The 13,662-nt window shown below is 42.3% G+C and carries 14 protein-coding genes; 10 read left to right on the top strand and 4 right to left on the bottom strand.

The genetic code is table 11. From position 1 onward, the window contains the following. Positions 1-100 precede the first annotated feature (100 nt). Entirely contained in the window at positions 101-1,039 is a 939-nt protein-coding gene (locus V7K31_RS29235) for a DUF5996 family protein (protein ID WP_335099545.1), read from the top strand. A gap of 35 nt (positions 1,040-1,074) precedes the next feature. Then, a complete protein-coding gene (locus V7K31_RS29230) occupies positions 1,075-2,565 on the top strand; it encodes a glutamine synthetase family protein (protein ID WP_335099543.1) in 1,491 nt (496 codons plus the stop codon). Positions 2,566-2,831: 266 nt separating this feature from the next. On the opposite strand, the gene V7K31_RS29225 is transcribed toward V7K31_RS29230, so the two are convergent. Next, positions 2,832-3,170 (bottom strand): type II toxin-antitoxin system PemK/MazF family toxin, encoded by a 339-nt coding sequence (locus V7K31_RS29225; protein WP_335099541.1) that lies wholly within the window; start codon positions 3,168-3,170, stop codon positions 2,832-2,834. Beyond that, entirely contained in the window at positions 3,157-3,381 is a 225-nt protein-coding gene (locus V7K31_RS29220) for a CopG family transcriptional regulator (protein WP_335099538.1), read from the bottom strand. Before V7K31_RS29220 ends, V7K31_RS29225 begins: the two co-directional genes overlap by 14 nt. Positions 3,382-3,710: 329 nt before the next feature. Between V7K31_RS29220 and V7K31_RS29215 the strand changes: the two genes are divergently transcribed. Beyond that, complete coding sequence (locus V7K31_RS29215; protein WP_335099535.1) at positions 3,711-4,595, top strand: substrate-binding domain-containing protein; 885 nt, start codon at positions 3,711-3,713, stop codon at positions 4,593-4,595. 239 nt (positions 4,596-4,834) lie between these two features. Here V7K31_RS29215 and V7K31_RS29210 read toward each other — a convergent pair whose 3' ends face one another. Further along, positions 4,835-4,966, bottom strand: coding sequence for a hypothetical protein (locus V7K31_RS29210; protein ID WP_335099533.1), 132 nt, complete (start codon positions 4,964-4,966; stop codon positions 4,835-4,837). Here V7K31_RS29210 and iscB point away from each other — a divergent pair. The 3 genes from iscB to V7K31_RS29195 all read left to right on the top strand — a co-directional run bounded on the left by iscB (position 4,959) and on the right by V7K31_RS29195 (position 8,092). Continuing rightward, on the top strand, positions 4,959-6,242 hold the full coding sequence (iscB, locus tag V7K31_RS29205) for an RNA-guided endonuclease IscB (RefSeq protein WP_335099531.1): 1,284 nt from the start codon (positions 4,959-4,961) through the stop codon (positions 6,240-6,242). The genes V7K31_RS29210 and iscB overlap by 8 nt on opposite strands. Positions 6,243-6,314: 72 nt before the next feature. Next, on the top strand, positions 6,315-7,013 hold the full coding sequence (locus V7K31_RS29200) for an ABC transporter permease (RefSeq protein WP_335099529.1): 699 nt from the start codon (positions 6,315-6,317) through the stop codon (positions 7,011-7,013). After that, on the top strand, positions 7,010-8,092 hold the full coding sequence (locus V7K31_RS29195) for an energy-coupling factor ABC transporter ATP-binding protein (RefSeq protein ID WP_335099526.1): 1,083 nt from the start codon (positions 7,010-7,012) through the stop codon (positions 8,090-8,092). The genes V7K31_RS29200 and V7K31_RS29195 overlap by 4 nt, the downstream gene beginning before the upstream one ends. Positions 8,093-8,645: 553 nt before the next feature. Here V7K31_RS29195 and V7K31_RS29190 read toward each other — a convergent pair. Beyond that, positions 8,646-9,881 (bottom strand): substrate-binding domain-containing protein, encoded by a 1,236-nt coding sequence (locus tag V7K31_RS29190; protein WP_335099524.1) that lies wholly within the window; start codon positions 9,879-9,881, stop codon positions 8,646-8,648. A gap of 607 nt (positions 9,882-10,488) precedes the next feature. Here V7K31_RS29190 and V7K31_RS29185 point away from each other — a divergent pair. The 4 genes from V7K31_RS29185 to V7K31_RS29170 all read left to right on the top strand — a co-directional run bounded on the left by V7K31_RS29185 (position 10,489) and on the right by V7K31_RS29170 (position 13,544). Continuing rightward, complete coding sequence (locus V7K31_RS29185; protein ID WP_335099521.1) at positions 10,489-10,908, top strand: hypothetical protein; 420 nt, start codon at positions 10,489-10,491, stop codon at positions 10,906-10,908. Between the two features lie 157 nt (positions 10,909-11,065). Next, positions 11,066-11,269, top strand: coding sequence for a DUF3172 domain-containing protein (locus tag V7K31_RS29180; protein WP_335099519.1), 204 nt, complete (start codon positions 11,066-11,068; stop codon positions 11,267-11,269). Between the two features lie 641 nt (positions 11,270-11,910). Further along, entirely contained in the window at positions 11,911-12,930 is a 1,020-nt protein-coding gene (locus V7K31_RS29175) for an RNA polymerase sigma factor, RpoD/SigA family (protein WP_334948847.1), read from the top strand. Between the two features lie 119 nt (positions 12,931-13,049). Next, positions 13,050-13,544, top strand: coding sequence for an ureidoglycolate lyase (locus tag V7K31_RS29170; protein WP_335099516.1), 495 nt, complete (start codon positions 13,050-13,052; stop codon positions 13,542-13,544). Positions 13,545-13,662 lie beyond the last annotated feature (118 nt).

Here is a 13,662-nt window from a genome sequence, read left to right as displayed (position 1 = left end):
GAACTCGGACTGCTATAGTCATAATCATTGAGGCAAAATGGCATAAACCTTTATTGGTTTATCGTATTTAACGCCAATTTCTTGCATAGAGGTAAGGATCATGGCTACTCTGCACCGTTCAACGACTGATATCTGGCCGACGCTACCTGTTGCTGCATGGCAGGATACTTATAAAACGCTGCATCTATGGACTCAGATTGTTGGCAAAATTCGGTTAGCATTAGCTCCCAAAATTAATCATTGGTGGCACTCAACCTTATATGTCACGCCCCGTGGACTCACAACCTCGACAATTCCCTACCGAACCGGCAATTTTCAAATTACCTTTGATTTTCTTCTTCATCAACTCCTAATTGAGACAAGCGATGGCACGACGAGAACCATTGAATTGGCTCCCCGCTCTGTGGCTGACTTCTATCAAGCGGTGCTTAATACCTTGAAAGAAATCGGAATCGAAGTGCGGATCTGGACAATGCCGCAGGAAGTTGCTGCTCCAATTCCCTTTGAGCAAGATGAGGAACATGCTGTCTACGACTGCGAGTATGCTCAACGATTTTGGCAAATTCTGATTCAAGCCGATCGCATCTTGACCCAATTCCGCTCTCGCTATGCTGGAAAATCTAGCCCAGTACATTTTTTCTGGGGCAGCTTTGACCTAGCAGTAACTCGGTTCTCTGGGCAACGTGCTCCAGAACATCCGGGTGGTGTGCCCAATATGGCAGATTGGGTGACGAGAGAAGCCTATTCACATCAGGTCAGCAGTTGTGGTTTTTGGTTTGGAGGTGACTCGATCGAAGCCCTATTCTATGCGTATGCTTACCCGGAGCCAGAGGGATTCAAAGATTACCTAATTGAGCCGCAGTCAGCTTTCTATAGCCTAGATATGAAAGAATTCATCCTACCCTATGAAGCGGTGCGGCGGGCTAATGACCCAGATGCAATGGCGCTTGTATTTCTACAAAGTACATACGAAGCAGCCGCTAATTTAGCACAATGGGATCGTCCTGCATTGGAATACAATCCAGTGGTTAAGAGGTGACATAGTTGAGTGTTGAACATGATTAGGCAATCCTAATGAAAAGACCTGGATTTATTGAGCGTCATCATCTGTGGACAGAAATCCAAAAAGAAGCATCTGAAAAGATCAAGGCTGTTGTCAAAGAACGGGATCTATTGTTGATTCGTACCGCTTGGTCAGACCAGCATGGCATTGTTCGCAGTAAGTCGCTCTTACCCCAAGCATTTTTAAGCGCCTTAGAAAACGGTATGCAAATCAGCACAGGGACATTCCTGTTTGATACTGGTGGTGCAATAGTATTTAACCCCTTCGTTCCCGGCGGTAGCTTAGACATGCCTCTGATGACAGGTGCGCCAAATCTTGTGGCTGTTCCTGACCCTCATACCTTCAAAATTGTGCCTTGGGCAAAACGCACTGGCTTTATCCTCTGTGACGAGTACTTTCAAAATGGCCAGGTAATGCCCTTTTCCAGTCGCGGTATTTTGCGCCAATCGTTGGTAGAGTTACATCAAAGAGGGTTGGAGCATATTGTCGGCTTAGAAGTTGAGTGGTATCTGGCAAAGTTGTCAGATCCGATGTTAGCGATCGCTAATGTTGGTACTTCTGGAAAACCTGGTGAACCTGCCAAAGTTAGCGCTGTAGAGCATAGCTTTCAATACCTTTTAGAATCCCACAATCCAGAGATTCACGACTTGCTGCGCGTTTTGGCAGAAAATTTAGTTGAAATGGGATTGCCTTTAAGGAGTGTAGAAAACGAAGGAGGTGCTGGTCAATTTGAATTTACCTTTGACCCAATTCCGGCATTGCAAGCTGCGGATACAATGATGATATTCCGAATGGCGACCAAGCAAATCTGCCGTCAACAAGGTTACATGGCATCGTTTATGTGTCGTCCAGGATTACAAGGTTGTTCTTCAAATGGCTGGCATTTGCACCAATCCCTTGTAGACCGAACCACAGGCCAGAACGCTTTCATGTCTGCAAACTCCAAAAGCCTAATGTCAGATTTAGGTAAACACTTCGTTGGTGGTCTTCTGAAACATGCCAATGCTGCTTCTGTGTTCACAACCCCGACAATTAACGGCTACAAAAGATTTAGACCTTATTCCCTAGCCCCTGATCGTGCTGGGTGGGGGTTGGAAAACCGAGGAGCAATGATTAGATTACAAGGCGGTTTTGATGATCCCACCACCCACATTGAAAACCGAGTTGGAGAACCAGCAGCCAATCCCTATCTGTATATGGCATCGCAATTGATTTCTGGCTTAGATGGGGTAGATCATAAAGTTGACCCTGGCTCCCCAACAGAGGAACCTTACGCTATAGAAAGTCCGAACTTACCCAACAGTTTGCCAGAGGCGATTTCATATTTGAGTCAAAGTGAACTTTTTTCTCAAAAAATGGGGCAGGAATTCATCGACTTCATCATTAAGATGAAACAGAGTGAAATTAATCGCTTTTTAGAGTCCATCGCTTCACAGCCACCAGAAGACTATTTATTGCAGGTGACTAACTGGGAGCAAAGAGAATATTTTGAATTATTTTGAGTTGAGTTTGGTTTAAAGGACTTCCAAAAAATGAAATCACTAGTAAATCACAATCATAATCATTACTATTGCAGATTTACCATGCTGCATCACCTTTGGTTTGAGCGTAGAATAACTGGATTAAGTCATTGATGAGGATTGCGTAGGCGCAGCCCACCGTAGGTATCGCTATGACTGCAACCAAAAAAAACTTTACTAGATAAGATTCAGCAAAATTATCGCATACGTCTCGAATAAATCTGGCGGGGCGGCTCTTTTCTTATTGTCTACCCCAAACCTAAATGCAGCTTGAGAGCAGCATCAACTAATTGCATCAAATGCTGATTCAAACAACCTACCCCATCTCCTAAAATGCGCTGCTTAGAAATCGTGCGTACCTGCTGCGCTTGTACCTTAGAAGGCTTAGATAAACCACTTTCCTCTAGATTCAATAAAACCTCAAAAGGATAAAGACGACTAACGTTAGAGGTAATCGGTAAAATTGTCACTGTACTAGCAGCACTGTTATTAGCATCATTGCTCACAATTAGCACAGGTCGGCGTTTATCCATTTCTGCCCCTACTACTGGACTGAGATTAGCATAGTAAATTTCACCACGTTTCATCTGTTAACCCATCCCCGATCGTCAAATCCCAATCTGGGTCAACTTCCGCCGAAGCTTGGCTGTAAGCTTGCTCTAATTCCTGATAGCGCAGTAACTCCAGTGCTAACTCAATGACTTGGGAGCGAGATTTACACCCCTTTGTCACTTTGTAATTCTCAATAAACTCTATCAAAGATGCTGGTAAGGAAATCGATAGTTTTTCAGTTGGCATGGTATTACCAAAAGGTAATTCTATTTTTCTTACTTTATAGTAGCCAAAATAGTAGTAAATAAACTTAAATCTAGAAAATAGAAATTCCATCGCAAAAGTCAGTTAAAACGCGGTGGTTATCAAGGTGTTAGTCCGTTAAAAGTGACTTTGGCTAATATACATGGACAGATTGTACGACTTTGTAATACCTAGAATCCTTCTGAGCATCGGAATTGTCTGGAAAACAACATAAATAGTTGATTTCCTACTCAATCTTGCTTATACTTCGCAATGTAAGCTTTACTTGCTATAGTAAAAAATATTGGCATAGAGATTGGTAGGAGAGTGCAATGATAAATCATCGGGCTGTACGTGATGGCTGTTTGGTAAGTTTGCTGGCGATTCTTTGCATCGGTATTGGTAGTAATCTAGTCAAGCAAGAGCCAACTATTGGACAGTCCCCACTGAAGAAAGATGTAATAGTGGCGATGACAACGAGCATTGAGGACAGTGGGCTGCTAGATGATTTGGTTCCAGCGATTGAAAAGAAAACAGGATACACTTTAAAAAAGGTTGCAGTCGGCACAGGACAGGCTTTAGCTTTAGCTGAAAAGGGTGAAGTTGACGCACTGTTCGTCAATTCACCGAAAGCTGAACGGAAAGTTTTGGCAGGTGGTGCAGTGATTAATCGTCACTTGGTAATGCACAATGACTTTGTGATCGTCGGGCCAGATGCTGACAAGGCAAAGATCCGAGGTAAAAAGAATGCTATAGAAGCATTCTCCCTGATTGCTAAAAATCAAGCCTTGTTTATATCGCGGGGTGATGACTCAGGTACTAACAAATTAGAAAAAGATTTATGGCAACAGGCAAAAGTCACACCATCTGGCAGTTGGTATCAGCAAACAGGTTCAGGGATGGCGGAAACTTTGCAAGTTGCTAATCAAAAACTGGGATATACCTTAGTAGATCGAGCAACCTATATATTTCAAAAGAAAAACCTGTCTTTACCTGTACTGGTGCAAGGAGATAAAAAACTGTTAAATCTCTACCATGTTATGGAGGTGAATTCTCAGAAATTCCCCAGGGTGAATAGTGCAGGAGCTAAAGCGTTTATTAATTATGTCTTATCTCCTGAAGGACAGACACTGATTGCAGCCCACGGGAAAAAAGAGTTCAAACAACCGCTATTTTATGTTGATGCAGGTAGAACGGAGAAAAATTACGGCTTTTAAACAAACTTAAGTATCAGATCATCAAGGGTTGCTCTACTGCATATTTCAGTATTTTTTTCCAATTCTTTTAGAGATTTGTCAGAAACCCCACGGATAAATCCGGGGGCTTGAAAAAGCCCGAATCTGACCAGCCTAAGTTTTAATTAACTACGTTATCGGCAAGTGTTCAATAACTTACCAGGGGATGCGAAGCTAGTTCCCTGCTCTAAAACCAAATTGTTAAACATCTTTAATAGGGGTTAAGGAAGTGCAATTTGGATAGTTACCGACCGATAACATTGGCGTTCGCGCAGCGTCTCCCCTTGGGAGAAGCTAACTTTACCCGTTCGCGGAGCGTGGCGCAAGCCATAAGGAGGGGCAGAAATGTCCAAAGTATTTTTAATTGATTCAGAAAAACGTCCACTAGATCCAATTCACTCAGCGCAAGCGAGGCAATTACTGCGAAACAAAAAAGCAGCGATTTATCTTCAATTCCCTTTCACTTTGATTCTTAAAAAATCTGGCACTGATTGTTCTGTATCACAACTTAGATTAAAGGTTGATCCTGGAGCAAAAACAACAGAAATAGCCTTAGTTAACGACACTAATGGCGAAGTTGTATTTGCAGCAGAATTAAAGCATAGAAGTTTTGCAATTAGAGATGCCCTAACCTCAAGACGACAATTAAGACGGGGTAGAAGAAATCGTAAAACTAGGTATCGTCAACCCAGATTCAATAACAGAACTAGACCATTAGGTTGGTTAGCCCCAAGCTTACAGAGTCGTGTCGAGAATATCAAAACCTGGGTTAATAAGTTATGCAGGCTTGTACCAATCACCGCTATTAGTCAGGAATTAGTTCGCTTTGATATGCAACTAATGCGTAATCCTGATATTCAGGGGAAAGAATATCAACAGGGGATACTACAAGGTTTTGAGACTCGTGAATATTTGCTTGAAAAGTGGAATAGAGAGTGCGCTTACTGTGGTGCAAAAGACGTTCCATTTCAGATAGAACACATTCACCCAAGAGCCAAAGGAGGTTCTAACTCAATCACAAACCTGACACTAAGTTGCGAAAAATGTAATGTCAAAAAGGGGACTAAAGATATCAAAGAGTTTCTTAAAAAAGATCCCTCAAGGCTAGAGAAAATATTGAAACTTTGCTTACGACCATTGGCTGATGCAGCAGCAGTGAATACGACTAGATTTGCATTGCTGGAAGTATTAAAATCTTCTGGACTACCAGTAGAAACAGGTTCGGGAGGATTAACAAAGTTCAATCGCAGCCAACAAAATTTAGTTAAAACTCACTGGCTCGATGCTGCTTGTGTAGGTAAATCTACACCGATTCTAAATATCAAAAACATTACGCCACTGCTCATTACTGCTAATGGTCATGGTACACGCCAGATGTGTGGAACTGACAAGTATGGCTTTCCAACTCGCCACCGCACAAATAAGCAGATTCATTTTGGATTTAGTACTGGCGATATTATCAAAGCCGCGGTTGCTTCGGGCAAAAAAACAGGGGAATACGTTGGGCGTATTCTTTGTCGTGCAACAGGTAATTTTGATATCTCTACTAAATCAGGAAGAATTTCAGGTATTAGCCACAAATATTGTTCACCCATTCATAAAAAGGACGGATATTCGTATGGATATTAACACGGCGAATAAATTCGCCTACGCCTTACCCCCACGGATGAATCCGGGGGCTTTCACGGCGAGAGGTCTTTGGTGAATACAATTATCGAGGGAGCTTTGAAAGCTCTTGAGCTATTAACCGATGGCGATAGTGACGTTTTCCAGGTGATGACAATGACATTGTTTGTATCTGGAACAGCTACAGCCATTAGCGTTTTACTGGGACTACCATTAGGACTGTGGCTAGCATTAGTGGATTTCGCCGGCAAGCAGACTCTGAATAGTTTGATTAACTTTGGGATGGGATTGCCACCCGTCGTAATCGGCTTAGTGGTCAGTGTATTTTTGTGGCGGTCTGGGCCTTTAGGAAATCTTGATTTAATTTATACGCCCACAGCTATGATTGTCGCCCAAGCAATCATTGCTTTTCCAATTGTAGCTGGCTTCAGTTTTACAGCAATTATTAGTATTAATCCGAAACTACGCTGGCAACTTTTGTCAATGGGGGCGACACAGTGGCAAGCAAACTTGTTGCTGATTAAAGAAGCACGTTTAGGATTAATGGCTGCTGTTATCGCCGGTTTTGGTCGCGTCATCTCGGAAGTTGGTGCATCCATGATGGTGGGGGGTAATATTAAGGGGCAGACAAGAGTTTTGACAACAGCGATCGTCACGGAGGTAGGAAAAGGAAATTACGATGTTGCGATGGCGATCGCATACATTCTTCTGATCATCACATACACTGTTATCGTGTTGCTGACTATCCTACAGCATGACAGGAAAATTCTATGAGTACTAACGAGTATGTCCTTAATATGCGACAGGTGAGCGTCGATAGCAAAACACGTAAAAATATCCTGTCAATTGAAAATTTTGCAGTCCGTCCAGGAGAACTGGTTGCTGTGCTTGGCCCCAATGGCGCTGGTAAAAGCACTTTGTTAAGAACAATCAATCTTTTGCAACCTTACCGTGGTGAGATGCAATTATTTGGGCTGGATGTCCATAATACCAATAAAACATTGTTGCGTCGTCGTTCGGCTTTGGTATTTCAGGAAACCTTACTACTGGATGAAACTGTTTTTAATAATGTTGCCAAGGTATTAAAGTTTCGCGGAACACCAACACACAAGATTCCGCAAAGGGTACATACTGCACTTGCAACTTTTGGCTGCGAACACTTGGCAAAACGTTCAGCTCGTTCACTGTCTGGTGGTGAAGCAAAGCGGGTTTGTATTGCCTGCGGTTTAGTTGCTGATTCCGAATTGCTGCTTTTGGATGAGCCTTCTGCCTCTCTAGATGTGGGAATACGTCCCCAGATGATCGAGAAAATTAGACAATGGGCCCAAGCTAGGGGATCAGCAGTCATATTAGTCAGTCATAATTTTACAGATATACTGCATTTTGCCGAGAGAGCGATCGCTTTATTTGACGGTTGTATTGTACAGGATGATAACTTGGAAACCATCATCCGCCGACCAGCTAACGAGCAGTTGGCTAGACTAGTAGGGATAGATAATATTATTCCGTGTCGGGTAGAACGGAGTAGCCGTGGAAGTTTTATCAAACTTGCAAATGGGATAGAGTTTTTATATCCTGGGGAAATCACAAAGCCAATTACTGCATGTTGTTTATCTGGCGATACTTTCAATCTTTTCGATGCAAGTTCTTCAATGTTGCATAAACCTTGGTCAGTAATTATTGAAGGGCTAGTAGAACGGGTTTTAAATGGTATTGGGATTTGTAGTATTTGGGTTAAGGTGGGAGAACAAACTTTAATCGCCAGAGTGCCCCGGAGTCATATATTCGGCAATGTATATCCCCATGAAATAATTAAGCTGGCATTCAATCCTAAAGATGCACATTTTGTTTAGAAAAAATGGCGTTATATCATCTTTGCTTGATTACTTATTAAACCCGAAGAACCCCAAAGAGCCAAAGCATAGCTTTGTCTCCCTGCCCCTAATCCCTACGGTGTACACACAAGTCCTAAAAACCTAGCTTTATCAGGTTTTCCTCGTTCCCATACTCCGTATGGGAATGCATTCATTGAGTCAGAGACTCAATATTTAACTGGAGGCAGCAGCCCCTAATCAGCCATTCCCATGCTCTTCATGGGAACGAGAGACTTTGATTCGCGGATTGTATCAGTTTGAATCTACCTTTTTTGGCTGGAAACTCCCTCTAGGACTACTTGTGTCTACACCGTAGGACCCTAATCCCCAGAGAGGGCACTGAGTTCCCCGCAGGCTCTTAGGGGTTGGGGGTGGGATTCTTTTATTATGGGTAATTTGGCGGACATGATATTACTGACCAGCCACAGATAACCTCAGAATGTGTCACTCATACCTAAAGAGTGGTTGCAGAAGGAATTTAAATTTATGCAGAGTTTTCCTTTAAGCACACAACCAACCATTGCAATCCGCTCTAAACAGTCGCTACAACTTCCCCGATTTTGCTGATATCGTAACCGCCGAGAATTTCAAATTGTGAGTGAACCATCCGATGTCCCAAAGTACTAAGTAACTGCTGTACTGGTGCTTCTTCCAGATATTTCTTGAAAATCACCAAATCATATCGTGACTGATGTAAAGGGATAAATCCCAGCCCAAAAGCGGTAGCTACAGATGCCGTACTCATACCAGCATCGGCAACTCCTCCGACTATAGCTTGGGCAACATCTTGGTGACTTTTGAGTATATTGTTAAAGCCCTGAACAGCATCGAATGGTATCTGCTCTTTTTGGAGTGTTTGTTCCAAAAGCATCCGACTACCAGAACCTATTTCGCGGTTGACAATAGTCGCTCCCCCTGCAACTAAGTCAGTAACTGTTTTAATTCCCATCGGGTTGCCAGACTTCAACAAAAGTCCCTCTTCCCAAACACCAAGGGTAATCAGAACTGCTTCCCTCCCCGCCAGAACATCTCGAACAAAGGGAGTATTATACTCACCAGTTTCAGGATCATACAGATGCATCCCAGCGATGTGCGCCTCACCTCTGCATAGACTGTGCAATGCAGCCATGCTATTGGCGAAGTTATATTGAACTCGCAGTTGGGGATGCCAGCGTTCGGTGGCTCTTGCCCATAGTGAAATCACAGGGGCACAACCAGCAATCACAACTGTGTTGTGAAGTGTGTCGAGATTATCGTCTAAAAGACGGACTCTAACTTTATTTGTACCTGTTTGGCTAGTGCCTTCACCGTTCCGGTTCGACAGTTTGCTTATGCCTTTTAACCCTTTCGGCAGTTCCTCCTGGGGGAAACCCCCAAGAGAGGACTGCCTCACCACCGCAACTGCTTCACCATCAGCCGGAATCATATCTTGGCGAAAAGCATCCTTACCAATTAACGGATAAGCTATCCATTGTCCTCCCACACGAGCCATGCTAACTCGTAGTTGCTGACCATTGGGAACAGGTTTGGCAAGAACGGCTTCAATTTCAGGTAAATCCCGCTCTAACCAGAATAGATCCTCAACTTGACAGCCAAGCGCTTTGGCCAAGCGAAGTGTTATGGCAACTGAGGGAGCATATTGTCCCGACTCTACACCACTAATAGTCTGACGAGTCACATTAGCGATGTTAGCCAAATCTTGTTGGCTCATGCCTAGACGGGTTCTGATTGACTTCAAGTTATTACGTAGGTCACTATCCTGCTTCATTGGCTTTGTCTCTTAGTTTCAAAAAGCCGTAGCGGATTTAAACATTGTATCTGCCAAGGCGAAAGTCTGGTCTTTGAGTTTAGATCATTTCTCTTTGACGACATGACTGTGCTTTGGCTGTCTTGATTCCCCATATAAAAGACTATCACATCAATTGCCAGTTTGCTTGCCAAGCGCAAAAATAATTTGCGGGTGTTTACTTTTTACCTGCTATTTTGGCTCAAAATGGACTGGGGAGACGATACAGATACAACTTGCATCCATTGACATCTAAAATCCAGTACTTAATAATACCTGACTTAGCATAAGCGATCGCCCTTGGCGTTGGCGAAGCGATCGCTTTTAGTTTTCGATCTATACTTAAGACTAGAATCAGCTATTTCTATTTAGGCGAATATTGGTGAGCATAAGATTCAGGTTAATGTCCCAACATTTTATCTCGCAGATGCTTAATGCGCTCGCTTCAGCAAGTCATTAACGTTTTAATGAAGTTTACCTATACTTATTAATAGCTGTGTTAATCTGAGGTACTCAAACTAGGCTGCTGGTTTTTGTATCTAGCCAATTGTAATTATTAAACTGACATTAAATGTTAAGTGATTGAATTATGAAATCTTCTTGTATCACTTTAGTCGTTGTGATTAGCGCACTCGCTCTTCCCCAGAGTGCCTATGCTAACCAAGAGAATGTTCCCATGATAACAGGCGATGCTCTGAACGAGCCGTTTCACGATCGCAATCAGCAGGCTGGAGTTTTATTGACGGAACCAGCCACGATTAACACGACATGGAGTAATTTTATCGGACAGACTAATAATTCCAAACACACTGCTGAATCAATTTCGCTAGTGCGGGAGCAAGACTGCCAAAATATTAACCCGCTTGAGTTCATCAAGAACCCAGACGCTTTCTTTAAGCAATGTCAAAAGCCAAGAAATACCCAAAGTTCTCAAAGTACTGAGCCAATTGAGTATCTCAAGGTTCCTAAACTCGATTCTGGTATTAGTGTGACACTCACTAAGTTTTGATATCGGAACTCTTGAACCTTGTTCTTTTCATGGACGCACACCTGCATCTGCTTTAGCGATCGCTGAAGATATATGTAGGGAGCATCTCAATGAGTGGAAAAAGCCTTGTAAAACCTCACCCCAACCCTCTCCTTGGTAAGGAGAGGGAGCAAGAGTCTTGTCGGCAAGCTACGGGGGTGTTGCTGTCTTGCCAAGTATTATCGTTGGTGCTAATGTTACCACTGTTACTACTTTTAGTCCCGAAAATGCCTCTCGGAATAATTATATTGATAATACCGCATCGAATGCAGATATCTGCGTGCATTATGACACAAGTGCAATTGTCACACATACCCGCGTCTTTATCATCCTAAATCCCTAATTACAAGTATTTGACCGGACTCCTAAAGAAAGCTATTCTTGAGCAGGGGGAGCAGGAAAAGTGCTTTCTTTGATGGTTAGCGATCGCCCGCTACGTACCCAGCTTGATATGATTGGATTATTTAGCAAAAAATTAGAGGTAAAAAATTGGCATTTTATATTTAATTAATTCCATTTAATCAGAATTATATGGAAGTATAATCAGACTATTAACACTTAAAAAATCTGTGGTTTAATAATTCGGATTTATGTTGTTATTTGCTGTTAGGAATTTGTCTATTAAGTGATGAAATCGTTGCTCGGTCGATTATTAATTTTTTTCAGTAACTATATTGGATAATTAAACTAAATATAATAATTGTGTTCAAAAATATGTAAGAATCAATAATAAAGGAGTGTAATTAGTTTAAAATATCTGCTGATGATACTTTGGATAATTGATTTGTAACTGGTAATGATGTTATTATTAATGGGTGGGTTGATTTTGGGTTTATTATCTCCAACAATTGACTTTTAATGTATCATAGACCAGAATTCATCATTATTGCCAAATTGATTGATTAGCAGTGTGAAATGGCTAAGGGTCTGAATATCTAGACTTGATACCAATAAATTGATGAGGTTACAGAAGAGCAAATAACCATGAGCAACTTAACATCTCCACCTACCGAAGTTCAAAAAACGAAGAAAAAAAGTTTAGCCGCAGATAAAAAACCTCGAGGTACAGATGATATTGTGCGTAGTTATCTGCAAGAAATCGGGCGTGTAGATTTGTTGACTCGCGAACAAGAGGTTATTTTTGCTCAACAAGTGCAGCAAATGATGAATTTACTAGCTGCTAAGGAAGAATTGGCTGTAAAATTAAATGAGCAACCCACGCTGCAAGAATGGGCAGATAAAGTGGAGTTAAGTGTTGAGGTGTTAGAGCAACAGCTAAGTAAAGGACACCAAGCCAAGCAGAAAATGATTCAGGCTAATCTCCGGTTAGTGGTAGCAGTGGCGAAGAAATACCAGCACCGCAACTTGGAATTTATGGATCTAATTCAAGAAGGTACTTTGGGTTTAGAGCGAGGGGTGGATAAATTTGATCCCGCTCTTGGTTATAAGTTTTCTACCTACGCTTACTGGTGGATTCGTCAAGGAATCACACGAGCGATCGCTCAACAAGGACGGACAATTCGTTTACCGATCCACGTCTTTGAGAAACTGAACAAAATTAAACGGGTGCAGCGAGAATTATCTCAACAGTTGGGTCGCGTTCCCACTACTGCTGAAATTGCTAAGGCGTTATCTTTGACACCTACCCAAGTTCGAGAGTGTTTGTATTTGGCGCGTCAACCCTTCTCTTTAGAGGCGAGAGTTGGTGAACAACAAGATACAGAGTTGCAGGACATACTTGAGGATGATGGACCTTCTCCCGAAGACTATGCTGTTGAAGAATCTCTCCACCAAGACTTACAAGACTTGTTAGCAAAGCTGTCTCCCCAGCAGCGAGAAATATTAACCTTGCGTTTTGGTCTGACTGATGGCTATGAACTTTCTTTAGCACAGATTGGCGATCGCATGGGTATTAGTCGAGAACGGGTGCGTCAGATCGAGCAAAAAGCTCTCAGTCTCCTCCGACGGCAAAAGGAACAAGTACGTAGTTATCTAGCTAGCTAAGGTTATTTTTTCACAATGTAGGGCATTTAAACTCAGGAAGTCACCATAATGGCTGTATGTATTAAATTTGGTCATTTTGGGGGAAAATAAACCTAACTAATCTCTCTCAAAGATTTGATATGGGCAGATCAAAGACAGTGCAACAATTGCAAGCACAATGGGTGAGTTCTGAAAATTTTCGGTGTTATGGACAGGTGATTTTTGCAAGTCTTGATGGCAAAGCTTACGATGTGGATGATGCCCAGTTAAACCTGCAAAACGGGATTCCCCGATTTTATGTTATGCGGTTGGAGAAGAAGGGGCGAAAGTTTCACACAATTACTCGCCATGTGCAATGCACTCAATGTCTGGGTTCTTTGTCAGGGAAGGATTGGTTAATTGCAGTTTGTCCTCCTGATAATGATGTGAATGAACCAGCATTAAAAGAGATTGCTGCTTTCCGCATTCCGGGGAATTGTTTTATCAAACTACATGAGGGTACTTGGCACGCTGGCCCCCATTTTGACCATGAAGCTGTGGATTTTTATAATTTGGAACTAGCTGATACAAATGTGGTGGATCATTTCACTCATGATATTTTTAAGAGTCATCAATTAGAGTTTGAGATCGTTTAATAAATAAGTTCATCTTTAGATAGGGGTGATTCTCCTACACTTGCGATCGCTGTATTAGTTTCATTTATAATACAGACCTAACCCCCAGCCCTTCGCTGCTAGCGTCTACGTGTGTATA

It is taken from the genome of Nostoc sp. (assembly GCF_036917675.1).
Lineage (GTDB): Bacteria > Cyanobacteriota > Cyanobacteriia > Cyanobacteriales > Nostocaceae > Nostoc.
This window is presented reverse-complemented; position numbering and strand designations above follow the sequence as displayed.

Excerpts from the sequence above, each read along its gene's own strand:
- V7K31_RS29235 (WP_335099545.1), top strand. The coding sequence starts at position 101 with ATGGCTACTCTGCACCGTTCAACGACTGATATCTGGCCGACGCTACCT.
- V7K31_RS29230 (WP_335099543.1), top strand. The coding sequence starts at position 1,075 with ATGAAAAGACCTGGATTTATTGAGCGTCATCATCTGTGGACAGAAATC.
- V7K31_RS29225 (WP_335099541.1), bottom strand. The coding sequence starts at position 3,170 with ATGAAACGTGGTGAAATTTACTATGCTAATCTCAGTCCAGTAGTAGGG.
- V7K31_RS29220 (WP_335099538.1), bottom strand. The coding sequence starts at position 3,381 with ATGCCAACTGAAAAACTATCGATTTCCTTACCAGCATCTTTGATAGAG.
- V7K31_RS29215 (WP_335099535.1), top strand. The coding sequence starts at position 3,711 with ATGATAAATCATCGGGCTGTACGTGATGGCTGTTTGGTAAGTTTGCTG.
- iscB (WP_335099531.1), top strand. The coding sequence starts at position 4,959 with ATGTCCAAAGTATTTTTAATTGATTCAGAAAAACGTCCACTAGATCCA.
- V7K31_RS29195 (WP_335099526.1), top strand. The coding sequence starts at position 7,010 with ATGAGTACTAACGAGTATGTCCTTAATATGCGACAGGTGAGCGTCGAT.
- V7K31_RS29190 (WP_335099524.1), bottom strand. The coding sequence starts at position 9,881 with ATGAAGCAGGATAGTGACCTACGTAATAACTTGAAGTCAATCAGAACC.
- V7K31_RS29185 (WP_335099521.1), top strand. The coding sequence starts at position 10,489 with ATGAAATCTTCTTGTATCACTTTAGTCGTTGTGATTAGCGCACTCGCT.
- V7K31_RS29175 (WP_334948847.1), top strand. The coding sequence starts at position 11,911 with ATGAGCAACTTAACATCTCCACCTACCGAAGTTCAAAAAACGAAGAAA.
- V7K31_RS29170 (WP_335099516.1), top strand. The coding sequence starts at position 13,050 with ATGGGCAGATCAAAGACAGTGCAACAATTGCAAGCACAATGGGTGAGT.